The following is a 23,738-nucleotide window of genomic DNA, read 5'->3' as shown; positions in this document are numbered from 1 at the left end:
CTTAATGGCTCCTTGGCATGGCTTTGCCGCGTAAACTACCTAAGGCAAAGTTGAGGATCAAGGCCAAGATTAGCAGCACTAGCCCGAGGGCGATAGCTTGGGCGAAGTCACCTTTGCTGGTTTCAAGTGCGATTGCGGTAGGAATATTACGGGTCACGTTTAAAATATTGCCGCCGACCATCATAGAGCAGCCGACTTCGGTCAGAATGCGACTAAACGCTGCGACAATCGCAAGCAGTAAGGGCATGCGCAGTTCTCGGCATACTGTCCACACTGCACGGCACCAAGAGGCACCTAAGGTGCGTGAGGTTTCCCAAGCTCTGCGATCAACGCTAGTGAATGCGGCTTGGCTCATTGCAATTAGCACGGGGGCACAGATGAACATTTGCCCGAGAATCATGCCTTCTTGGGTAAATAACCATTTTAGATCGCCCAGAGGACCGTTACGCGTTAGCAGTAAATACACGAGTAGACCGATAACCACTGTAGGGATTGATTGCAGAGTTTGAACTAAGTTAGTGACTATCCATTTGCCGCGAAATGGTGCAAACGCCAACACAAAGCCGAGCACCATGGAAGGAACAAGCGTGATCAGCAGTGCCGCGAAAGAAACCGAAAACGAGATCGAAATGATGGACCAAACGTCAGGGTCTAAAGAAAACAGCAGGCTTAACGCCTGCTGTAATAGTGCTAGCCAGCCGTCGTTCATTCGCTATAAGTTGCCTTGAACAATTGCTCGCCTTCGACTTTGAAGTTGTTGATCATGCTTTGACCTTCTTTGCTGATCAACCAGTCGCTGAATGCTTTAGCGCCTTTGTGGTTCAGATCTGGGTATTTAGCAGGGTTGATGAGAATGACTTGGTATGGGTTGGCTAAGGTTTTGCCACCATCGAAATCAACGGCAAGATCGAGCTTAGTTTTATAAGCCACGAAAGTACCACGGTCAGACAGAGTGTAACCTTGCATTTCGTTTGCCATCAGCAGGGTTTTACCCATGCCTTGACCTACTGAAGTATAACCTTTGAAGTTAGGAGTAACATTTGCCGCTTTCCATACTTCTAACTCTTTGATGTGAGTGCCTGAATTGTCACCACGAGAGATAAAAGGCACGCCTGATTTTGCCATTTTAACGAAAGCTTCTTCGGCTGTTTTGCTGTCACGGATTTTTGCTGGGTCGTTTTTAGGGCCAAGTACTACGAAATCATTTTCCATAATGCCACGGGGCTCAACACCAAAACCATCGGCGACGAATTTAGCTTCGGCGCTAGGCGCGTGAGTCATGACTAAATCCACGTCACCTTGCTCACCTAGTTTCAGGGCTTTACCTGTACCTGTGGCGATGACTTGAACCTTGTAGCCTGATTCACTTTCGAACTTAGGTAACAGTTCTTTCAATAGGCCTGAGTTTTCTGTGCTGGTGGTGGTGGCTAACTTGATAATTTCAGTCGAGTGAGCGGGTAAAACAGTGAACATACTGGCTGCAACAACCAGTCCCAGTAATGACTTCATATGAGATTTCATGTTTAGCATGGGTACTCCTTGGCGGAAAATAGGATTCCAACTCAAATGCCTACTGAGTGGAAGGTCTCGTAAATTGTAATACGTTCGGTTGAAAGCAAGTTAGATGCCAAGCTGAGAATGCGGTCATTTTCTTCACAGCTTAACCTAATTTGTGAGCTTGATCCCAAGCTTAACAAATACTCTACAGACAAATTGTCTCAGGACAAACTTCTGATGGTTCATAGTGACCTATTCATCTATTTTCAGTGCTAGAATTGGTCGCAAATGAGTCAAAATGTCCAGAAGCAGACAATATGAGCCAGATAGATAATAACCTCAAGCCTCTTCCATCGGCAGTATCGGTACTGATTGTTGATGATGAACCCGGAATGCGGAGTTTTTTAAATAAGGCACTCTCGAAGAAATTTGCCTTAGTCGAAACGGCGGGCAGTATCGAAGATGCGGAGCAGCTGCGTAGCCGTTGCCATTTCGATTTGCTTATCGTCGACATTCGTCTGCCTGGTCGTTCGGGTATCGAATGGCATGAAGCGTTGGATGAGCAGGGGCGTCGTTCGGACATCATATTTATGACTGGCTATGCTGACATGGAAGTCGCTATTACCGCGCTACGCGCTGGTGCGTCTGACTTCATCATGAAACCTTTCCACCTTGAACAGATGATGACTGCGGTCGATCGCTGTATCGAACGTCGCTTGCTTAAACGTGAAAACTTGATGCTGCGTCGTGAGGTTTCAATCGGTTATTCATCGACCATTATTGGCAGCAGTGAAGCCATGAAGTCGGTGAAACATATCATCGAACGTGTGGCGCCGACCAATGCCGTTGTCTTGATCCAAGGTGAGTCGGGCACGGGTAAGGAATTAGTCGCACGGCAATTGCATTTGCTCAGTGGACGTCAGGGACCTTTTGTCCCAGTTAACTGTGGCTCTATCGCCCCTGAACTGCTCGAAAGTGAATTGTTTGGCCATACCGCCGGTGCATTTACGGGTGCGAAAGGCAATCGTGAAGGTTTATTCAGTTTTGCCTCGGGCGGGACGATTTTTCTCGATGAAATTGGCGAAATGCCACTGAAAATGCAAACGGCATTGCTCAGAGTATTAGAGCAAAAAGCGATTCGCCCAGTGGGCAGCGAGAAAGAAGTGAACATCGATGTGCGAGTGATCGCGGCCACTAACCGTACTCTGATTGATGAAGTGGATGCAGGGAATTTCCGTCGAGACTTATATTATCGGCTGAATGTGCTCGATATTTTAATCCCGCCATTACGTGATAGACCCGAAGATGTCGTGGAGTTAACCCATCATTTCACTCGCCAACTTGCTGCTGAATTAGGGGTAAGAGAAGTCGTGTGGAGCCATGAAGATATGGTGAAACTACAGCAACACGAGTGGCCTGGTAACATTCGTGAACTGCGCAACATGATTGAGCGTTGTATTTTGCTGGGCAAACCGCCAGCGGAATATTGGAAGCAGCAGATGAAGAGTGAGTCTTTATCCACATCGGGTTATCCATTGGATTGGCCATTGAAAGATGTGGAAAAACACCATGTGACTAGCGTTGTGGACTTACATTCTGGCAATAAGTCTGCCGCGGCGAGGGATTTAGGCGTTTCGCGTAAGACCTTAGATCGCAAGTATAAAGAGTGGTTTGATTTTAGTGGCGAACAGGAGTCATAGGGTGTCATTCTTCACTCACTTTTTTGGTGTCAGTTGGCAGCAAATGCAGGCCAAAGTGCGCTATCGCATATTAATCCTGACGTTACTGCCCATTCTACTGACACTGGTGAGTTTAGTGTTTATCACTATTTACTGGAACATCAGTTACACAGGTAAGCAGCTGTTTATGAAGGTTAAAGCTGACTTGTCTGTTGCCGAAAACACTTTGCAGCAAGTGCAAGTACGCCAAGAAAAACAACTTGAACGTGTGGTGACGTCTTGGACTTTTCAAAATGACTTTAGGCCACTTTTCAGTGGTAAAGAATTAAGTGGCGAAGTCAGCTACCGAGCCAGTATTGATGCTTTTCTCCTTGAACAGAAAAAACAGCTAAATCTCGATTATCTGCGTTTAGTCAGTGTTGCCGAAGCGGCCGCAGACCCAGATTTACGCCAAATCCTTCCTAAGTTAGACGGTTTATTACCTTACTCCGGCTTGATGGTGCTGCCGCCCGAGCGTTTAGCACGTATCGACCCCGAATTGGCTATCACTGCGAGCATTCCGATAGTTGCAACCTTGCGGGCGCAGAGCCCCGTTAAAACCGTTGAAGAACGTGGTTTATTGAGCCGTAGCCTATTGCCCGTCCCTGATATGGAAGGCAAAGTGGCTTGGTATCTCGATGGTGGGATCTTGTTTAATCGCGATACTCGAATCGTCGACCACATTCGTGATCTGGTATACGACAAAGGCACCTTGCCCGAGCGTTCCATCGGCACTGTGACCATCTTCTTAGATAACATCCGTATTTCCACCAACGTGCCGCTGCATTTTTATCCCACAGGCAATGAGACGCTGGGCCGCGCGCTTGGCAGTTTAGTGTCGGAGGAAGTGAAAGACAAAGTGTTAACTCAAGGCGAGCAGTGGGTCGATCGCGCTTTCGTATTTAACGATTGGTTTATTTCCGCTTATGCCCCCTTGGAAGATGTTCGCGGCCAACGTGTCGGTATGATCTATACCGGCTTTTCTGAATCGCCATTTATCCATAATTATTTACTCAATATCATAGAGCTAGGCACGATTCTAATGTTAGTGCTGTTGGTCTCTGGCTTGCTGGTTTATCGCGGTGCTTATAGTTTATTGCAGCCCATTGAACGTATTCACCATGTTGTACAAGCAGTGCAGTCGGGGCGCAATATTCGTATCGGCGCCTTAGGATTAGATAGGGATAATGAGTTATCGAACCTAGCCGAGCAATTTGACAGTATGCTTGACTTGCTACAGCGTCGAAATGCCCAAATTCAAGCGGCTGCAGAACAGCTTGAAATGAAGGTTGAAGAGCGTACTCGCAGCCTGCAGGATAAAACCTTAGAGCTGCAACGTAACGTGGCATTACTAAACGAAACGCGTCAACAGCTCGTCACTAACGAGAAGCTCACTGCTCTTGGCGAATTGACCGCAGGTATCGCCCATGAAATCAATAATCCGACTGCTGTAATTCTTGGCAATATGGAATTACTGCGCTACGAACTTGGTGATAATGCTGAAGTAGTAAAAGAAGAAATTGATCTAGTCATTCAACAGGTTGGGCGGATCAGCACTATCATCCGTAGCCTGTTACAATACAGCCGACCTGGCGAATTCAACGCACCACTAGAAATGCATCCGATGACTCCTATTATCGAAGAAATGTTGGTGTTGGTGCGACATTCGATTCAAAAACAAGAAGTCGTGCTGATCACTGAGTTGAACGCCAGTTGTCCAGTACAGGTTAATCGTCCGCAGTTGCTGCAAGTCTTGATTAATCTTGTAGTGAATGCGGCGCATGCGATGGACGGTAAAGGACGTATTTGGGTGCGAACCTATGACTGGGTGCAGCAGGATATGCCGATTGGCGTCAAAATCGAAGTGGAAGATGAAGGCTCAGGGATAGCGCCAGAGCAGCTTGGACGGATTTTCGACCCTTTTTATACCACACGTAAGGATGGCACTGGTTTAGGTCTTTCGCTCAGTTACGGCATTATCAAGCGGATTGGTGGCACGATAGAAGTGAGTTCAACTTTGGGTAAAGGGTCTTTATTTACCATAGGTTTGTATCATGAAGCGAAGGAAGATCAGCAAAATAATCCCTACGATGGCTTACACTTTGCGGGCAACTACAGCGATATGTCTGCAAATTAGTCTTATCCCGTTAGATAGGCAGTGTATTGTATTTGGCTGATTAGGTTTGAATTAAAATATGTCGAGCGATTGCTAGCTTTGTATTATGTGGCTTTGCATTACTGATTTTTAGGCAAAAAAAAGCCGGATGATGAGTCCGGCCACAAAGAGTGTGTGTGAGCAATGTCGTGCTTGCAAACTCAGGAGCTCCATAACAACGTCGATTACCAGTCATCGTTGTTAAAGATGAGTTTTGGAACGCACGTTAACGATAATCATTCTCAATTGTGTTTGCAAGCTATTTATTGCAAAAAGTGCACATCTTTACAAATATCGTTTTGCTCTCATCCATTAACGGTTTAGATCGACTTGCACAGATACAGTTTATGATCGACTAAGCTTTTAGGATCGGCTGTCAGTTCAGTAATTAAATATTGATTACTGATCAATAAATTAAGCATCGCAGGGAAGCGGTTCAGCGTCTTCACTTGAATATGATTATATCCTTGGCGGCGCGCCCAAGTTTCTTGATATTCGAGTAGACTCTGCGCTAAGCCTAAACGTCTAAAGTCGGATGCTACCCCACCCAACCAGCTGTAAAATATGGTTTCTTCTTGCTCGTAACCCAGTTTAAAACCCGCAAGTTCACCTTCTACATATGCGACTAAGATCAAACATGTCTTGCCCTGTAAGCGCTGGTCTAACACTTCGTTTGTGAGTGGGTGATCGAGCTCTGGGATTTGTTGGCTAAGTTGGATAAGCTGAGCGGCTAACTCGGGAGTCAAACTTGACTCTGCTTTAATTTCAATAGAATACATAGTTTACTCTCATAAAAAATCAGCCCCACTCGCGCGTTAACAGGAGCAGGGCTGAGCTATTAACTGGTTAAATTATAACAGGTCTGGCCAGTTGGGTTAATCAGGAAATTGATTCTTGCGGATTGGCTCGCAAAATCTTGTCCTGTAAGACTTTTAGCAAAACACCGTATGCCGGTAGGAAAAGGCCTAAGCTCACGATTAGCTTAAAGCCGTAATCGACTGTAGCGATTTCGGGCCAATTGGCAGCCATAAAGCTATCGGAAGAGGCGTAAAAGGCGATACTGAAAAAGACTAGAGTATCGACCAGATTTCCGACTAAGGTGGAGGCTGCTGGGGCGACCCACCAAGAGCGACTGGCTCGAATACGGGCAAAAACCTTAATATCCATCAACTGACCAATCAAATAAGCCGCGAAGCTGGCAAAGGCAATTCGGAACACAAAGGTATTCCATTGTGCAAGTGAATCAGCACCTTGAAAGCTGCCTTGATGGAACATCACTCCCATCACGTAGGAAATCATCAAAGCGGGAATCATAGCTTTGAGTATGATGCTGCGTGCGGCTTGTTGGCCAAAAATACGGACAGTGAGATCTGTGGCTAAGTACACGAACGGAAAGCTGAATGCCCCCCAAGTTGTGTGGTAGCCAAACAGTTGAAATGGCAATTGTACTAAGTAGTTGCTGACGCAAATAATCAGTATGTGAAATCCTACTAATAGGAATAAAGCGCGGCGAAGCTGCGCTGTGGTTAACATTAACATATGTGGCCTTTTTAGTTGTGTAGGGCGGGGTGAGGGAACCCGCTAATATTCAATTTATTATGTTTACGACTTTATTGCCGATGACTGCGTGCTGAAATCGGGTCGCCATTATAGTGGTCGAGTTTTAAGATGCAAGTCTGCTGTTTAAATGTGCACATAGAATGAAAACTCTTCTACACTTTGAATACGTCGAAGGAGGATAGCCATGAGACGATTTTTTGCTACTTTTTGCTTATTTTTAGCTGTGTTACCTGTATCTGTTTCCGCCGCTCAGCCGATAGTGGTCAATGTCGCAACGTCAACTTGGGAGGGATTTGCCAATCGTGATAAAACGGGTTACTACTTCGAGTTACTTCAGCGGATTTTCCCTGAGCCAGAATGGCAACTCAATGTACAGTTTATGCCTTTTGCCCGCAGTTTATATCTTGTTGAGCACAATCGTACCGATATCACGCTCAGCGTTTACAAGGGTGATATTAAAAAGGGGCTATTAACAGAGAATATGGTTGAAGTGGACTCTATCGATGTGGCTGTTACTGCCGAGGTGGCGGCAGGATGGACTGGTATTGAAAGCCTATCCCACAAGAAGGTTCAGGCCATGCTGGCCTACAGATACAATATGCTGACACCTGTGCCTATGTATTACGAAGAAAGTAGCGATATGCTGACTATGCTCAATAGCTTAAATGCTGGACGTATAGATGCCGTGCTAGATTACAAACCTAATTTGCTTACGTTTGTTTCTAAATTAAAGGCGCCACAAAATTTTGTGATTATTCAAGGCGTACTCAAGGCCGAAACCTATTTTGTTTTCGCTAACACCGAGAAAGGCCAGATGTTGAAACAACATTTTGACCTTGCACATAAGCGCTTAATCGATTCGGGTGAACAGGACAGGCTTTACCTTGAAACGATTGAAAAACGAAGGGCTGATGGCGCTGAATAGTCTTAATTTTTACTAGGCTTATTACATTTCGAATAGAATCGACATTATGGTTGCGAGTTTATTTTCAAGCTCTTGCCACTCAGCTTCGGGCTCAGAACCTGCAATAATTCCCGCCCCCGCAAATAGATTAATCCGACCGGGTTCGATCAGCGCACTGCGGATCGCTACCGAAAACTCACTCTCATATTTATTGAAATAGCCGCAGGCACCGGCGTACCAACCACGAATATAACCTTCACGTTGACGAATAAAGTTTAGCGCTGAATACCGCGGCAAGCCGCCAACTGCAGGAGTAGGATGCAGGGCTTGCAACAGTTGGAAATCATTTACGCCCGGCTTCAATTCGGCTCGAATTGCACGGTGTAAATGTTGAATATGGTTCAGCTTAAAAATAGTCGCTAATTCATCGGCGCCAACATAATTGCTCAGCGGCGTGAGCATATTCACTATGTGACTGCGAACAAGTTGGTTTTCAACGCTATTTTTGTTGTCTTCTAATAAAGCGTTCGCCAGCGCAATATCTTCTTCTTGATTGAGACCGCGTACCGTTGTACCAGCAAGTGCCTCGGTAAATAGTTCCTGCTGACGGCGGCGGAATAAACGCTCTGGTGAGCAAGAGATAAAAGTGCGATCTGGGCTAAATTGAAAGCCAAACTGGAAACTATTGGGATTACGGCCCTGCCAGCAAGCCAGTACCATCCAAGGATCGATAGGTTCGTTGACTTCAAGTTGTGTTAAGCGGGATAACACGACTTTTGGGGTATCTTGATTGAACTTAGGATCCACCACTTGCTCGACTAATGTCTTCCAACGTTCAAAATCAGGTTTGTCACTGCGCCCAAGTGGAACGATCTTTTTAGGTGGCGAGAGTGGCTTAGCAGGCATGACGGCTTCGATAGCGCCGATGGCCTTATCTATCTCGCTATGGTGATCATTATCAGCAAAATTAAGATTCACTAATAGGCTAAATTTGTTACCACTGCGTCTAAATTCAATGCGCGGCAGGATAAAGCGGCTATTACCGAACTCAGGCCAAGACTCTATAGTGCGATCGAAGGCAACACCGCCATAGTAGCGAATATTCTGATTCGTCGATAAGGCTCGCTGCTCTTGGTAGGCCATGGCCAGTTGCTGATCATTGATTCCGGTTTCAAATCTAAAGTCTTTGCACGCCCCTATCGCCGCGACTTCTTCGATTCTGTCGCGCCCATGCCAGTAGATCCTTGGGTATTGAGTCTGGGATGCCAGCCATGAAATTAAAGGCATAGCGACAGTGTTTAGTGACAACTGCACTATCGGTTCCGTCGGTGGAACTTGCTTTAATTGAATGAGTTTGTCGATGAGAGACTTAAGGTCTTCAGACAGGGCATGAACGGGCAAATAGAACTCCAAAGATAACGGATGAAGGCGAAAGCTGAAGGTCACTCTGTCAGCGTCAGTAAATTCGACTCAGGTTAATATCCTCTTTTACAAGCTATTTACCTGTAGTGATTTTAGTCTGTAAATAAGAATCTTTCGCTCAAATTAAAGGCCACGGTCGAGTGTGTCAAGATGTAAGGCCCTATCGTGTGACTTTCGCCATAGTCTCATTTTACGCTGATAAAAAATGTGACTTGAGTGGGTCTTTTTGTCGGGCAAGTCACCCTCGGTGGACATTTTGTCTCTTAGTCGTTAAATGTACTTTCCCTTTGTCGTAATTAGTCGATCTAGGTTGGTTTTTAAACGTTTTTCGGTTGAGACAGAATAATCGCGGTCCACAATAGCTGGCACATCTTAAATTTTCTACGTGACAAGTTAGATGTCTATTAACGTATGACTCGGCGTGGGAATGAAAAGACGACTAGGGTGAAGCCTTGTCATAGGCTGTTCGTTAGATCTTTATAGGCAGATATAGCATGAAACTCTTAGATCTCGAAGGCGTTAGCTTCAACTATGGCAGCCAGTTACCGACGGTATTGCAGGAAATTAACTTGGCGATTGGCACTGGCCAATGTCATTGCGTGAGCGGTCCTACGGGCTCAGGAAAATCGAGTCTGCTAAACCTACTGGCGGGCGTGTTAAATCGCCCGCATGAAGGTGACATCTGGCGTTATCCTCAATTGGTTACGGGTCTGGTAATGCAAGACCCACAAACTCAGCTACTAAGGCAAACCGTTGGTGCCGAGGTGGCTTTCGCCTTAGAAAACCTCGGTATTCCCGCTGAGCAAATGCTACCTAAAGTGCAATTAGCACTGCGGCGTGTGGGCTTGTATCTACGCCTCGATACCCAAGTCAGCACGCTTTCCCTCGGTCAAAAATATCGCTTAATGATTGCCGCCCAACTAGTATCAGAGCCGCATTTACTGCTGCTCGATGAACCTTGGGCACAACTCGATGATCACGGTGTGAGTGAGCTGCTGGTCGTGCTTCGCAATCTTATCCAAGATGGTATGGCGCTAGTATTGGTTGAGCATAACGCCTCGGCATTCGCCGAGATTATTCAGCATTATTGGCAGTTAGAGGCTGGTAAGTTGTCCGAAGGCATCTATACCGTGAGCGATGCGCCGCAAATTGAAGCGCCTGCGTGGCGAAATCAGGCTAAGTTTGAGCATTTAGGCAAAGTCTTGGTCAGCGCCGAAGCCTTTGATTTTGGGTTCGATGCTTGTCCCACATTATTTGCGTGTCCACAAGGATTCCAATTGCAAGCGGGGGAGATAGTGACCTTAGTGGGCGACAACGGCTCTGGTAAAACGAGTCTATTGAAAACCATAGCGGGTGTGCACAGTTTAAGGCAGCGTCTTCCCCTTAAAGTGCTAGGGCGAAGGCCTAAATTGGGGATTTATGGCGCGGAATTGGGACTGTTGATGCAAAGGCCGAGTCGACAATTATTCGAGTCTAACGTGCTAGCCGAAATGCAGTTTAGCCTTAGGCGCTTTGAACTCCCCAAAGAGCGAGCGGTGCAAATGTTGGACGAGTTGGATTTATTTAGCTTAGCCCATCTGTCGCCCCACAAATTATCCTACGGCCAACAGCACTTGATTGCCTTAGCGTCACTCGCCTGCCTACGCCCTAAGGTGCTGCTTTTGGACGATCCATTGGCAGGGATGGATAAGCATTACTACGGCAAAGTGTGGTACTTGCTAAAGCGGTTAAGCTCCCAAGGTTGCGCTATTTTGCTCAGCACTCACAGAAGCATTGAACACAGTGCTGTGTCACGGCAACTGAGTTTACGCAATGGTTTATTGGTGGAAGAGTCAACTGAAATGGCTGAGCGTTATGTGGGGTAGTTGTGAGCTTTTTGCGCGTGAGGGTCGCAGGTTTTGAATGCCTAGCCCTTAGGCATTTGTTGAAATAATGAGAGATTGAAATGAGTCTAATCTACGCCTAAGCTCTGATTTCATCGTATCTTGTTTAAGCCCCTTTATTTACCAAGAAAGTCTATGGTGATTTTCTAATCCTCGTCTTAGAATGCCCCTCACGTCTGTTCTATAATAATCAAAAATAACAACAGAACATTTGAGCGTAAGTCGCTTTAATGTCGTATGGTTAAGTTGATATTTTATTCAGGCACATCATCCTTGGGGTTGTAGATATGAGTGAGTCGGCAGAATCAGTTGAACTTATCAAATTACCAGTGTCACAGCTGACATTGGGTATGTTTGTCAGTGCCATAGACAAAAATGATAAAGGTCAACTTGCTATTGCAAATGCAGGACAAATTAAACACAAGGATGCGATTTTAAAGTTAGCTAAAAGTGGTATTAAATTTGTTTGGGTAGACGCTGATCGTTCGGCTGAACATTGTGGGTTAAAGAAAAAAATCACTAACGATAATCAAACTGACAATAAAAAAGCGCTCATTAGCCGCGATAAGCAACAAGCTCAAGCTAAAGTCATGCTTACCGAAGCGAAAGACCTCATTCGTAAAGTCTTATCTGAGACCTTTGAAGGTAAAGCCATCGAAGTTGCCCCCTTCGAAGCGTTAGCCGATACCATGATAGAGTCAGTGATGTTGGATGCTGATGCGCTTAAATGTATGTCTGCACTCCGTTCAAAAGATGCCTATCTACTTGAACATTCAGTGAATGTCGCCTTTCTGCTGGTGACCTTTGGTAAATACTTAAAGCTAGATCGCGTCATGTTACGGGAAATGGCGGTCGGCGGGATTTTGCACGATATTGGCAAGATTAAAGTCGACAATAAAGTGCTGCATAAGCCGGGCAAACTTACGCCGGAAGAGTTCGAACATATGAAGCTGCATCAAGTGTATGCGCTTGAAATTATGAACGAAACTACTGGTCTGTCGCAGATCAGTAAAGATATCTGCTTAATGCACCACGAAAAGTTAGATGGCAGAGGTTATCCAAGGGGTTTGAAGGGTGATGAAATCCCCCGCCATGGCCGTATGAGTTGTATCGTTGATATCTTCGATGCTTTGACAGCGACGCGATGTTATAAAGAGGCGATGAGCCCTGCCGCGGCCTTTAAAATTTTACTCAGTCTGACGCCATTCCATTTGGATCAAGAATTGGTCTATGAGTTTATTCGTTGTATTGGTGTTTACCCTGTGGGTTCCTTAGTTGAATTATCGGATGGTCGTGTTGGTATTGTTTGGGCCTCGAAAGATAGGGATGCGCTACATCCAATCGTAAAGTGTTTTTATTCTTTAAAAGTAAAACGTTACACTGATGTCGCTATGGTGGATTTATTAAAATCTGAACTTTATATTGAACGCGGCGTGTCACCGAGTACATTAGATATCGATCCGACTCCTTTCTATTAATCCTCAAATCCTACCTTAAATGCCGGTCATCTGAGTCGATGGCTGGTGTGAATGATTGCAGAGCCTGAGCTAAAAACCGTAAACTGAAAGTATTTCTCTGGTCGAGCAATGCTATGAACAGTGCTATGAAATCTCTATTTCCTATTTTTATCATTATCTTATCCTTGGCTTTGTTAATCCCTGGGGTGACTCAACCTATTTTGAGTATCAGCGGCAGTATCGATAAGGCCAAACTGGCGGAACAAGGCATAGAGCAAGTTGCCCAAAGCTTTGATGAGGACTCTGGGCGTGACAGTGCCCGCGGCATGTTAAGTATGGTCAGTGGTTTGCTTGGGTTTAATAGCCTTAAAGGTGAAGTCCAAGTGCTGCAGAAGACTCGTAGTATTTGGGGGACGGTAACCGAACTTTATCACTCTGGTAATGGGCTTGTCGCGGGATTAGTCATGTTATTCAGTGTGATAGTGCCAGCCTTGAAGTTGAGTTTAATGCTGGCACAGCAATGTGTTAGCTCGATTGGCCTGAAACTGAGGATTAATGCCGTCGTCAACGCACTCGCCAAGTGGTCGATGGCCGATGTGTTTGTGATAGCGCTGATCATCACCTTTATGGCGGGGAACGCCTCAGGTGGCATGGGGGAAATGCTAAAAACACAGGCGCAATTTGAAAATGGTTTTTACTTCTTTACCGCTTACTGCATTTTATCGATTCTGAGTGGGTTTTTAGTGCGGCGTCCAACGCCAATTTTGTAGCTATTTTATAAGGCATCCCGACCTTAGCGATAAGGTCGGGATGCCGAGATTTAACCGCTCAGCGAGTTAGGACAGAGTGCCATTTTGATAGATGGGCATAATCCAATAGCGACAGGGATTATGTTTGCAGACCAACGCCAGCGCAGCGAGCAGCGCCGCTTGTTGTGCAGCGGGGTGCATGATCTCGAATTTGCAAAACTCCCGATAACCTTCCACTTGTTCCTTGATATTAAAATGGCTGTGTTCACGGCTGAAACCACAAATATTGCCTAGGCTAAAACCCGACAGAAACTCCAGCTCTATCAGGGTATCGACTATGTCGTCCTTAATATCATTTTGGGCGATCAGTACTAACAGCTGTTCTGTGCTCATTTACGTTTCTCCAGCCAAAAATACAGAATTGGCAATAAATACAGTGTTGTAATGGTTGAAGTGAGCAGGCCGCCAATCACCACAATCGCTAAGGGTTTTTGAATTTCAGCCCCAGGACCTGAGGCAAACACTAGCGGCATAAGACCAAACATGGCCGTTGTCGCCGTCATCAAAATGGGGCGTAAACGCCTTGCCGCACCTTGTTCCACCCGTTCGCGCAGATTACTGAACATATGCTTGGTTTGTTCGTAATAGCTGACCATTACCACGCCATTGAGCACAGCGACGCCGAGCAGGGCGATAAAGCCAACTGAGGCGGGCACGGACAAATACTCCCCCGATAAATACAGGCTAACTATGCCGCCCATCATAGCGAAGGGAACGTTGGCGAGGATTAAGCCCGCTTTGGCCAGTGAGCCAAATGTGGTGAATAAAATCAAAGTGATCAGTGCGATAGCAATGGGGATCACTAACAGTAAATTGCTGGTGGCTCGCTGCTGGTTTTCAAACTCGCCACCAAAACTCACGCTATAACCGCTCGGGAGTTTGATTTCCTTTGCGATTTTAGCGTTGAGCTCTTCTACAAAACTCACGATATCGCGACCCTGCACGTTGGTGGTGATCACTGAAAAGCGATTCCCTTGCTCACGCTCGATAAGGATGGGGCCTTGCTTATAGCTTAAGGTGGCGACATCACTCAGGCGTTTTAAGGAGTGATCTGGCATCACCAGTAACTGATTTTTAAGCTCATTAATGCTGCTTAAGTGGCTCTGATTATTAGCCATCAGCACGGGCGTTCGTTTCTTACCCTGTAGCACTTCGGTCACTATCACGCCTTCGAGCTGACTTTTCAGGTAGCGAGCAAACTCCATGGTGCTCATGCCAAAGCCACGGGCGAGCTCGTTATCTAAGGTGAGGTTGATAAAAGGGCTGCCTTCGATCATCGCCATTTTCACATCGACGCTGCCGCTGGTGGCATTAACCAGCTGTTGGATTTGGCTCGTGAGCTGACCTAAGGTGTCGATATCATTACCAAAGACCTTAATCGCCACGTCGCCAATGCTACCGGTGAGCATTTCGGACACGCGCATTTGTATCGGTTGAGTGAAGTTAAAATTAACGCCGGGATAGTCCAATAACACAGTGCGGATCGCATCGATAAGCGCTTCTTTATTTGCAAAGCGCCATTCGCTGCGGGGCAGAAGTTCTAAGAATACATCGGTTTCATTGAGCCCCATGGGATCTAAGCCGATTTCATCCGCGCCAGTACGCGCCACCATTTGTTTGATTTCAGGAACTTTAGCCAGCAAGGTTTGCTGAATTTGCTTGTCGATGGCAATCGAAGCTTCGAGTGAAATCGATGGGGATTTCTCCAGCTGCAGGATAATGTCGCCTTCATCTAAGGTCGGCATAAAGGTTTTTCCCACTAACCCGAACAGCCCTAGGCTGACGATAAGCAAGCTAAAGGCGATCACCATAAAGCGTTTTTGATGGCTAAACGTGCTCTTGAGGCTGACCAGATAAAACTGTTTAAGCTTTTCAATCGCCTTAGGTTCCTTGGCGGCTTTTTCGTTGACTAGATAAGAAGCGATAACCGGAATGACAGTTAACGACAACACCAGCGCCGACAGCATGGCAAACACGATAGTGACCGCAACTGGGGTGAAGAGTTTGCCTTCAAGCCCGCTCAAGGTCAGTAAGGGCGAGAACACTATCATGACGATCACTGTGCCCGACACCACGGGAATGGCAACGTCCTTGGTCGCGCGAAAAATCAAATGCAGCCGCGGTAATCTCTGCTTAGTAGCGATGAGATTCACCATGTTTTCGACTACGACCACAGATGAATCCACCAACATGCCGATGGCAATAACCAGCCCGCCTAGGCTCATTAAGTTCGCAGAAAGATTAAAGTAATCCATCATCAAAAACGTCATCAATGCGGCAAGAGGCAGCGAGAGTGACACGACCAATGCGGCGCGTACGTTGCCTAAAAATAGCGCCAGCAAGATGATCACCAACACTACGGCTTCGAATAAGGCATTGGAGATGGTCTTAATCGCGGTATTGATCAGATTCGCGCGGTCGTAAAAGGTGTTGATCTGGCTGCCTTCTGGCAAGGTTAGGCTGATTTGATCGAGTTTTTCTTTAATGTTTTTGACTACTTGTGCGGTATTGGCGTCTTTCAGGGCGATGATCAAGGCTTCGGCGGTTTCATTGCCGTCTTTAGTGACTGCGCCATAGCGGGCTAAGTGGCCAATTTGAATATCGGCCAAATCCTGCAGTCGATACACTCTGGCATCATCGGCCTTGATCACTAATTGTTTGAGCTCGTCGATGTCATCGATGCGACCTTCGGCACGCACTATGATGGTATCTGTACCAATCGTGAGCTTGCCCGCACCTTCGTTGTGATTATTCTCAACTATCGCCTGTTGCAGCGCCGCAAAACTTACGCCTGCGACCGCCATAGCTGCAGGTTTGGGGGTCACACTAAAGCTTTTGGCATAGCCACCGAGGATATTCACATCGGCGACACCTGCAACGGTTCGTAGTAGCGGACGGATTTCCCATTCGAGTAATTGACGCCTTTCCATCAGTGATAGATTGGGATTTTCGAGTGAAAACATAAAGATTTCGCTGAGTGGCGTACTCATAGGCGCTACGCCGCCCGTCACACCTTCAGGGAAACTGTCCCACACGGCGGCGATGCGTTCACTCACCTGCTGGCGCGCCCAATAGATATCTGTGCCTTCGTCAAAATCTAGGGTGATATCGCTGATGGCGTATTTAGTGGTTGAGCGCAGAATCGATTGATGGGGAATGCCTAGCAGTTCGGTTTCAATCGGCACGGTAATTTGCGCTTCGATTTCCTCCGGCGTCATGCCGGGCGCCTTGAGGATGATCTTCACTTGGGTGGGCGAAATATCGGGAAAGGCATCCAAGGGAATGGAAAACCAGGCTCGTGCTCCCGCTAACATGATGATCAGCGCCACAATCAGCACAAATAAGCGCTGCGTAAGCGAAAAGCGGATGACTGAGGTCAACATTTTATTCGCCTCCTAGGCCAAGCATTATGCCTTTGACTGCGGCAACCGACTGGGATAACACTTGGATTTGGCTCAGATCTTGATCGCTTTCAACGATATATTGCTCAGGGGTTGAACCAAGAATATCGATCGTAATCGAGGTGAGCGTGTCGGCGGTTTTAGTGAAGACTTGGCTATCTTGCTCCCAACTAAAAACACTATTTTTAGGCAATAAATACACCGCCTTTTGATACTCGGGAATCACAGTGATCTGTTGTCCTAACAGTAAGTTACATTCCTGCGGTAAGGGTGATGACCAAGCGGTCACAAAGGCACCTTCGGCGATGGCCGACACGGACTCAATGGCGATATGGCACTGATTGATATTCACCGCCGAGAGCGAATGTGACTGACTCATTGGCACACTGACCTTGACGCGAATGCTGTCGCTGGGCACCAGTGAGAATAGCTGTGAACCCGCCATATAAGGTCCATTCACTTGGTTGAGTTTAACGATCCCCGCCACTGGCGTGCCTACCACTAGGGAGTCTGTGGTGGCATCTGTGCTTTTGACTATCTCCATAAAATGCTGCATGTGCTCGTATTCGAGGTGAGTGCTGAAGTAGTCTTGGCTGATCTCTTGCCATTTTTCTGCGCTGATACTGCCATTGTTTAATAAGGGTTTATTGCGCTCATAACGGCTTTTGGCTAGTTGATACAAGCTGCTGGCGGCTTCGACTTGGGCGAGGTAGTGGAACACTTCTGGCCCTGTCAGTTTGACAATCGCTTGGCCTTTAGTGACGAGCTGGCCTTGGCCGACAAGAAAGCTGATCTGCTGGATATTCTCCGGCGTGCTGATCCAATAATCGTTACCGGGGAGGATTTCAACCTGCGCGGGCAACGGGCTGCCCTCATAACTGGCGACTTTCTGTGGTTGTACGTAGCTCAGGTCTAAATTACCGAGGGAGCTTATCGTTAAGGATTCAGCCTGCACTAAAGTGGCAACACTGGCGGATAAACAGAAAAGGCATGCGCCGTACTTGGCCATCATAATGAAATTCCTAAGGCTTGCAGTTGTTGGGAGTGCAGTTGTTGCTGCGCGACTTGGTTCAGTGCTAAGCGGGATTCGGTATCGAGGGCATCCATATAGCGGCGTAGCCAGACTTCGTAGCTAACTTGATTTTGGTCTTTGACCTTGGCCAGCTCTTCAGTGATGGTGCGGCTAAGGTGTAAGGCTTGGGTTAGCAATGTTTGTTGGTCGAGTAAGTTTTGTTGCTGTTGCTCTAGCTTTTTAAGCTGAGTTTTTAGCTCGATATAGGTACGGTCGAGGTTGAGCGTGTGCTCGGTATTGGCTTGTTGCCATTGGGATAATTCGGTTTGTGATAGGGCAGAACCTAAGGTCAGTGGTACAGAAACGGCGATGCCAAGCTGTTGATCATCGACTTGATTATCGGCGGTATTTTTGGCCGTGAGTGAGACTGCCCAAGGATCGTTATTCCCTGCTTGCTGACTCTGGATGATCAACAGCTGTTGCTGCTTCTGCAGGCTCAGTAGTTGCCATAATGGATGCTGCGCGAGCATGTCATTGGGTTGGTTGTTGGCAGAAAGTGGCCGCGCGGTTTCGGCTATGTTCTGCGGTATTTGCTCTTGTCCGGTGAGTTGTTGATAGAGGGCACGCGCCTCGGCCTGTTGCTGATTAAGATCGACCCGCTCCAGTGCAATATCCACCAGTTCGCGTTCTAACAAGAGAATGTGGGCAATCGGCAGTTCGCCCACATCTGTGAGTTGCTTTTGCTGACTATGAAGCTTGTCGAGTAATTGGCTCTTGCGATCTAATTGGGCCAGTTTCACTGCAGCAAGACGATGTTCCCACAGGCTTTGTCGCAATAATCCCGATAAATACAGACCTTGCAGCGCGGCTTGTTGCACCTGAATGCCTTGGGTGAGTTGTTTAATTTGCTTATCGCTGCTGTGCATAGCAGGGGATTTTATTGGCAAATTGAGTGAGAGTTCCTGCTCGTAGCTGTTACCATTATCTAGGCTACCTAAGTGACCCAAGCTAATGCTCGGCAGGCCATTGAGCCAAGATGAGCTGCTTAAGCTTATTTGTGATTGCGGTAACTGACCGCCTGATTGAGATAGAGAATGTAATCTTGCTTGGCTGGTGGTGAGTGCTTGAGATAGCTCGGAATTAGCGGCGTGGCACAGGAAACTGCAGCTGACTAAGGTCGCCAACAGACATAACTTGATACAAGACGTACTGACAGACATAGGACGATTCTATGGTAATAAAGTGTGCTGTCAGTGTAGGGATTGGTGGGCGAAAGTCGTGGGGGACATGTATCATAAAACCGTCTATGGTACATATGTCCCATAAATTAATGGGTTGATTTTGCTTTTATTTAGGAGTTTTTCGATGAAGGATCTTGTCATTATTGGTCTGTTGGCCTTGATCATATGCTTTAAGCTTTTTGACATCACTTCCGACATTCAATTGGGCATTCCCCAATGGCATATTGCCCAGGAAGCCATGTTATTAGTGCTCACTGTGATTGGTGCCATGTACTTAAGTTATGACCTTATTCGTCGCTCCCGCGAAGTGAAAGCGTTGGCTAAACGGTTGGAGCATGCGGATAAAAAAATCGACAATATGTCGACGCAAATGCGCTCTGCCAGACAAGAATATAGCCAAGCGGTGTCGCAGCAATTCGAGACTTGGGGCTTTACTAAGAGTGAGCAGCAAGTGGCATTTTTATTACTTAAAGGCTTAAGTTTTAAAGAAATTGCCGAAGTTCGCCAGACTAAAGAAAAAACCGTCAGACAACAGGCATCGACCATTTATGGCAAAGCGGCTGTGGATGGACGCCACACTTTCTGTGCTTGGTTTATGGAAGACTTTATTCAAGAACATAATCAAGATCTTGCTGCGAATGAAGCGGCATCAAGTTCTAAGGCGGCTTAATCTGCGCTGGATTGGCTTAGCTGTTATAGCTATTTGTTATTGAAAATCGATATTTGCTGAGTTTTTAGTTCTAAACAATAATGAGCATCCCCTAAGTTTGCAGGAAGATGCAATTGAAAAACTGGCTGATTATCGTGTTTTGCCTGATTGCCTTGGTCGCTTCGACGCAAACCACAGGACTCGTGCGTTCACTTATCGAATTCTCCGCCTTTGTTGGCGTCCTCTACTGGGCTTGGCGAATGAAGCCGACGGCAGAGTAGATTGGCTTTGAGTTAAATCTTAGCTATTGAAAATAAAGAATATACACTAAAGACGTGATACCAATCGCTGCCCACAGCATCACCCCAAGCAACAAAGGTTTGGGGCCACTCGCCCGCATTTTCTGCACTGTAATTCCTGCACCAATCAAAAATAAACACAGGACTAATGCCCGTTTCGACACCATAAATAAGGTGTCATAAACAGCGTGGAATTGTGGCAACCAATGGGCCACGGCAATGGCTAAACAATAAAAACCGATAAAATACGGCAGGTTAAGCTTGCGCTTATCGCCACCAAACAACATAGCGCTGACCAATGCGATCGGAATAATCCACAGGGCGCGGGCAAGTTTTATGGTGGTTGCGGTTTTTAAAGCTTCATCGCCGTAGGCTGAAGCCGCGCCAACAACCGATGAAGTATCGTGGATGGCGATGGCACTCCACACGCCAAAATCGTATTGGCTCATATTGAGCAAGTGGCCGAGTGCAGGGAATAAAAATAGCGCGACTGAATTGAGCACAAATACGCAGGCTAATGCAGTGGCGGTTTGATCGTTACGCGCATTGATGGCCGGAGCGACTGCGGCAATGGCGCTGCCACCGCAAATAGCAGTACCAGAGGCGATTAAGTGGCCCGTGACATGATCAAATTTCAGGGCGCGGGTGAGCATAAACCCTAAGCTGAGGGTGAAAAAGATTGAGCCAACAATCAGGCCGAAGTTGTGGGTGCTCGCCTCGATCGCCGCGTTTAAGTTAATTCCAAACCCTAAGCCAATGATCGAATAAGACAGGAGTTTTTTGGTGAGTGCGGCGATATTCCATTGCACTGGTACCCAACCAAGGCTCGCTAAGGTAAAACCGAGCACTAGCGCCATGGGCGATGAGATAAAAGGCGCGAGGCATAACAAACCCGCACAGATGAAAACGATGCGATGAGTCTTATTATCTTGCTGTGATGTCGATGAAGAATTCATAACGCCTTAGGATCGAGCGATTCGGTTTATCGTTCCAACCACAGATCTTCACATTAAGCGACGGATACAAAATGGCGATCAATTGGATTGATCATGGAGACAGATGCAAGAGGGCATTATAGCTGGGTGTATGAGCCTCAATAAAATCAATTAAACTTATCTAGTTAATCAGTTTTATTGACTCTTAGAAAATTTGGCAAAGTAGGAGGGTAAATCGAAGAAGATGAACTGAGCTCAGTTCATCTTCTTGGCTAGATAATAAATGGCGAGGTTACAAAGCGTGAAATTATAAATTTACGATACTTTTCAAGTTGTAATCGCTGCCATCCTTTGCGGTAAACAACTTATCTTGGGTGTCGTTAGCGCTGGACATACCCGCATGTAATAGGCTGAGCCAATGGCGCGATGCGGCAGAACGTGACTCTGGTGTTCCGACTACCATGTTTAATGACGTTCCGATTTGGATATCTTCCAGATTGGCAACGTCTCTCGCACCTATCATGCCACTGCGGTCGAAACTGAGTTCAACGTGGCAACCTAGGTCCTGTAACACTATGGCGCAAGGCGCATCTTTAGTGCCGTTAAAGGCCACAAACTGTTTTGGCTGACGTAAACCACTGTGGCTGCCGTCGGCAAAAAAGGCCAACAGGTGTTGGTAGTAAACCACATAGCTGCTCACATCTTGGTGTGAACCAGAGTTAAGTGGAAAGAGGCGGTCGAGGAATTGTTTCGCATTAGCGATCTTCTCGTGCTCGGCGACATTCACTTGGGCCACGGCTAGCACTTCTTCTGCGATGAGGCTGTTTAGATTCGGTTGGATCTGGTTGCTCTTGATAATTGACATATTCATCGCTTGTTCCTCTCACTCTTTCAATTTTAAAAAAATTCAGGGTTTTGATTTAACTTTTGGCTTATCAAAGTTTGTCTTCAATTTGGTTTGTCCGCTTTGAGTGCTTAGCCACTTTAAGTGGGAGTGGTTAAGCCTTTCTTGTACTGGAATGGCTTAGCTTGTTCGCATTAGCCTTTCCTTGATTGCTTGATTTGTAGTCTAGTCTTTTTTTGACTACAATTTCACAATAAAAATTTTACACTGTGAATTTTACAAAATGCGCAATGACCAGAGCTTGATGAGAAAATCACATTTCCTAGGCACAAAAATACGTAACCTACGGAAACGTAATAATTTAACGATGGAAGATTTGTCGGCACGATGCATTCGAGTCGACGCGGGAAGTGCGCCCTCTGTGTCATATTTGTCGATGATCGAACGTGGCAAGCGTGTGCCGAGTGCCGGAATGCTGGCAGTCATCGCCGCGGTTTTTCAAAAAGACGCCGAATGGTTCTTAGACGATGTGCCCGAAGAAAACGCCATTACGCCAGACAAGGGCCGACGTGGTGGCATAAGTGGTATGGCACTTGAACCCAGCTTTTTGTTTTCCAATGATATTTTACAAATAGCGATACCTGAGATGCTGTCGCAGACAGGGATCTCAGGTCGGCAGTTTGCCCATTTATTGATCCGCGCCCATCAAGAACACCATCAAAATCATTTCCCCGATCTTGAACGTGCCGCCGAAGAAGTCGGCCTCAAACGTATGCCCCTATCTCTGGACGATATGCTGGATATCGCTAAGGGAATGGGATTAAAAATCAAGTGGATAGATAGTACGCCGCAGGAAGTTATCGATGAAATGGGCGTGAGTTCACGTCAGTTGGTCACCTCATTTATTGAGCCGCCGAGCACGATTTATGTAAATAAAATCCTCAAAAATCGCCCCAACAGACTCAAATATGATTTAGCCGTGCACATAGGTCATTGCGTGTTGCACAACAAGGATGGCCTCAAGAGTGTGATGATCTCAGGCCGCAAATTAGAAGTGGATGAAGAGGCGGGTATGCAGTCCAATACCTTGAACGCGCAGGATATCTTGCATGCGTGGCGCGATTTTGAATCGAGCTTCTTCGCTGGTGCGCTGCTGTGCCCTAAAGTGCCTTATCGCCAATTACTCGACCGCCACGGCTATGAGATTGAAGTACACAAGCAACTGCAAGTGTCAGCCTCAGTCGCCATGCGGCGCATGACAGTGGTATCTCCTTATCCTCATTGGCATTATTTCGACGCTTACGCGCCGGGCAAACTCAAAGCCGTTTACCGTGGTAACGGTATTCCACTGCCTTGGGGAAATATGCGACTAGTGGAAGACCCTTGTCAGCATTGGGCCGTCTTTAGGATGATCAGCGAGCCGACGGTCGGCACTTCGGCACAGATTTCGATTTTAAACGTCGGCAACGAACCCCGCATTTACTGCTGTGAGTCAATTAAAGTCGAAGACTCGGCTGGCAACCCGCATGTGCTCTGCGCTGGTATCGATTTGAATCCAGCGATTGAAGCCCAAGGTAAAGATGCCTTGTCTATCGCCCACGATTTGAAGAATGCCTGTGTCGCCAGCGGCGGTTCAGTCACTATTCCCAAACACATTAAAAGCGATCTGGTGAGCGTCGCAAAAATCCTCAATATCAACTGGATAGAGCGCGGGATCAAAAATGACGCCCGCCTTATTTGCTCTCGCGGCGCCGTATGCCCACGCCAACCCAGTTGCTATCAAGCAGGTAAATCACAGTGTGATGGGGCAACGTAAATCACTATTTGATTTACGTTGAGTTTTGCGGCCTTACAGCCGAGAAAGTCGTGGGGCTTCACCCCACACCCGACCAAGGAGGACTGCTCGTCCTATCCTCCTTGGATGCTCCATGACGCCCCCAACGGAGTTGAAA

General features: G+C 46.8%; 20 protein-coding genes. 9 read left to right on the top strand and 11 right to left on the bottom strand.

Translation table 11 applies throughout. The annotated features are described in order from the left end of the window. Window position 1: 1 nt before the first annotated feature. Window positions 2-709, bottom strand: coding sequence for an ABC transporter permease (locus KO537_RS17135; RefSeq protein WP_105250740.1), 708 nt, complete (start codon window positions 707-709; stop codon window positions 2-4). Continuing rightward, window positions 706-1,530: a substrate-binding domain-containing protein gene (locus KO537_RS17130; protein WP_105250739.1), complete on the bottom strand. Its 825-nt coding sequence runs from the start codon at window positions 1,528-1,530 to the stop codon at window positions 706-708. The genes KO537_RS17135 and KO537_RS17130 overlap by 4 nt, the downstream gene beginning before the upstream one ends. 284 nt (window positions 1,531-1,814) lie before the next feature. On the opposite strand from KO537_RS17130, the gene KO537_RS17125 reads away from it, so the two are divergent. Both KO537_RS17125 and KO537_RS17120 read left to right on the top strand, forming a co-directional pair. After that, window positions 1,815-3,197 (top strand): sigma-54 dependent transcriptional regulator, encoded by a 1,383-nt coding sequence (locus KO537_RS17125; RefSeq protein ID WP_219235107.1) that lies wholly within the window; start codon window positions 1,815-1,817, stop codon window positions 3,195-3,197. A 1-nt stretch (window position 3,198) separates the two neighbouring features. Then, entirely contained in the window at window positions 3,199-5,352 is a 2,154-nt protein-coding gene (locus tag KO537_RS17120; protein ID WP_219235106.1) for a cache domain-containing protein, read from the top strand. A 338-nt stretch (window positions 5,353-5,690) separates the two neighbouring features. On the opposite strand, the gene KO537_RS17115 is transcribed toward KO537_RS17120, so the two are convergent. Together KO537_RS17115 and KO537_RS17110 are read right to left on the bottom strand one after the other, a co-directional pair. Next, window positions 5,691-6,149 carry a GNAT family N-acetyltransferase gene (locus tag KO537_RS17115; RefSeq protein ID WP_219235103.1) on the bottom strand — a complete coding sequence of 153 codons (459 nt, stop codon included), beginning with the start codon at window positions 6,147-6,149 and terminating at the stop codon, window positions 5,691-5,693. 100 nt (window positions 6,150-6,249) lie between these two features. Further along, window positions 6,250-6,909 (bottom strand): 7-cyano-7-deazaguanine/7-aminomethyl-7-deazaguanine transporter, encoded by a 660-nt coding sequence (locus KO537_RS17110; protein ID WP_105250735.1) that lies wholly within the window; start codon window positions 6,907-6,909, stop codon window positions 6,250-6,252. 205 nt (window positions 6,910-7,114) lie between these two features. Between KO537_RS17110 and KO537_RS17105 the strand changes: the two genes are divergently transcribed. After that, window positions 7,115-7,855 (top strand): transporter substrate-binding domain-containing protein, encoded by a 741-nt coding sequence (locus KO537_RS17105; RefSeq protein WP_173248420.1) that lies wholly within the window; start codon window positions 7,115-7,117, stop codon window positions 7,853-7,855. 21 nt (window positions 7,856-7,876) lie between these two features. Here the strand turns inward: KO537_RS17105 and KO537_RS17100 are convergent, their stop codons facing one another. After that, window positions 7,877-9,235 (bottom strand): isochorismate synthase, encoded by a 1,359-nt coding sequence (locus KO537_RS17100; protein WP_173248418.1) that lies wholly within the window; start codon window positions 9,233-9,235, stop codon window positions 7,877-7,879. A gap of 515 nt (window positions 9,236-9,750) precedes the next feature. On the opposite strand from KO537_RS17100, the gene KO537_RS17095 reads away from it, so the two are divergent. From KO537_RS17095 to KO537_RS17085, 3 genes are all read left to right on the top strand, one after another. After that, entirely contained in the window at window positions 9,751-11,121 is a 1,371-nt protein-coding gene (locus KO537_RS17095) for an ABC transporter ATP-binding protein (protein ID WP_219235101.1), read from the top strand. A 305-nt stretch (window positions 11,122-11,426) separates the two neighbouring features. Beyond that, a complete protein-coding gene (locus KO537_RS17090) occupies window positions 11,427-12,617 on the top strand; it encodes an HD-GYP domain-containing protein (RefSeq protein ID WP_105250731.1) in 1,191 nt (396 codons plus the stop codon). 113 nt (window positions 12,618-12,730) lie between these two features. Beyond that, a complete protein-coding gene (locus tag KO537_RS17085) occupies window positions 12,731-13,366 on the top strand; it encodes a paraquat-inducible protein A (protein WP_219235100.1) in 636 nt (211 codons plus the stop codon). A gap of 66 nt (window positions 13,367-13,432) precedes the next feature. Here KO537_RS17085 and KO537_RS17080 read toward each other — a convergent pair whose 3' ends face one another. The 4 genes from KO537_RS17080 to KO537_RS17065 are packed head-to-tail and all read right to left on the bottom strand — an operon-like array spanning window position 13,433 to window position 19,038. Then, window positions 13,433-13,738, bottom strand: a complete 306-nt coding sequence (locus KO537_RS17080; protein ID WP_006079422.1) for a DUF3240 family protein — start codon at window positions 13,736-13,738, stop codon at window positions 13,433-13,435. Next, complete coding sequence (locus KO537_RS17075; protein WP_219235098.1) at window positions 13,735-16,788, bottom strand: CusA/CzcA family heavy metal efflux RND transporter; 3,054 nt, start codon at window positions 16,786-16,788, stop codon at window positions 13,735-13,737. The genes KO537_RS17080 and KO537_RS17075 overlap by 4 nt, the downstream gene beginning before the upstream one ends. A 1-nt stretch (window position 16,789) precedes the next feature. Beyond that, the gene (locus KO537_RS17070; RefSeq protein ID WP_219235097.1) at window positions 16,790-17,818 is read right to left on the bottom strand and encodes a membrane fusion-like protein; all 1,029 of its coding nucleotides are present in this window, start codon (window positions 17,816-17,818) and stop codon (window positions 16,790-16,792) included. Next, window positions 17,815-19,038 (bottom strand): metal transporter, encoded by a 1,224-nt coding sequence (locus KO537_RS17065; protein ID WP_219235094.1) that lies wholly within the window; start codon window positions 19,036-19,038, stop codon window positions 17,815-17,817. Before KO537_RS17065 ends, KO537_RS17070 begins: the two co-directional genes overlap by 4 nt. Before the next feature lie 145 nt (window positions 19,039-19,183). Between KO537_RS17065 and KO537_RS17060 the strand changes: the two genes are divergently transcribed. Further along, entirely contained in the window at window positions 19,184-19,729 is a 546-nt protein-coding gene (locus tag KO537_RS17060; RefSeq protein ID WP_219235092.1) for a LuxR family transcriptional regulator, read from the top strand. 113 nt (window positions 19,730-19,842) lie between these two features. Continuing rightward, on the top strand, window positions 19,843-19,989 hold the full coding sequence (locus KO537_RS17055) for a hypothetical protein (protein WP_105253023.1): 147 nt from the start codon (window positions 19,843-19,845) through the stop codon (window positions 19,987-19,989). A gap of 23 nt (window positions 19,990-20,012) precedes the next feature. Here KO537_RS17055 and KO537_RS17050 read toward each other — a convergent pair whose 3' ends face one another. Together KO537_RS17050 and KO537_RS17045 are read right to left on the bottom strand one after the other, a co-directional pair. After that, window positions 20,013-20,963, bottom strand: coding sequence for a putative sulfate exporter family transporter (locus tag KO537_RS17050; RefSeq protein WP_219235091.1), 951 nt, complete (start codon window positions 20,961-20,963; stop codon window positions 20,013-20,015). A 286-nt stretch (window positions 20,964-21,249) separates the two neighbouring features. After that, window positions 21,250-21,813, bottom strand: a complete 564-nt coding sequence (locus tag KO537_RS17045) for a malate synthase (RefSeq protein WP_011845404.1) — start codon at window positions 21,811-21,813, stop codon at window positions 21,250-21,252. Window positions 21,814-22,069: 256 nt separating this feature from the next. On the opposite strand from KO537_RS17045, the gene KO537_RS17040 reads away from it, so the two are divergent. Then, complete coding sequence (locus KO537_RS17040; protein ID WP_219235088.1) at window positions 22,070-23,602, top strand: DUF3612 domain-containing protein; 1,533 nt, start codon at window positions 22,070-22,072, stop codon at window positions 23,600-23,602. Window positions 23,603-23,738: the final 136 nt, after the last annotated feature.

This window comes from Shewanella sp. NKUCC01_JLK (assembly GCF_019345615.1).
GTDB classification, from domain to species: Bacteria; Pseudomonadota; Gammaproteobacteria; order Enterobacterales; family Shewanellaceae; genus Shewanella; species Shewanella oncorhynchi.
The sequence above is the reverse complement of the archived record's forward strand: the minus strand, read 5'-3'. Positions and strand labels throughout refer to the sequence as shown.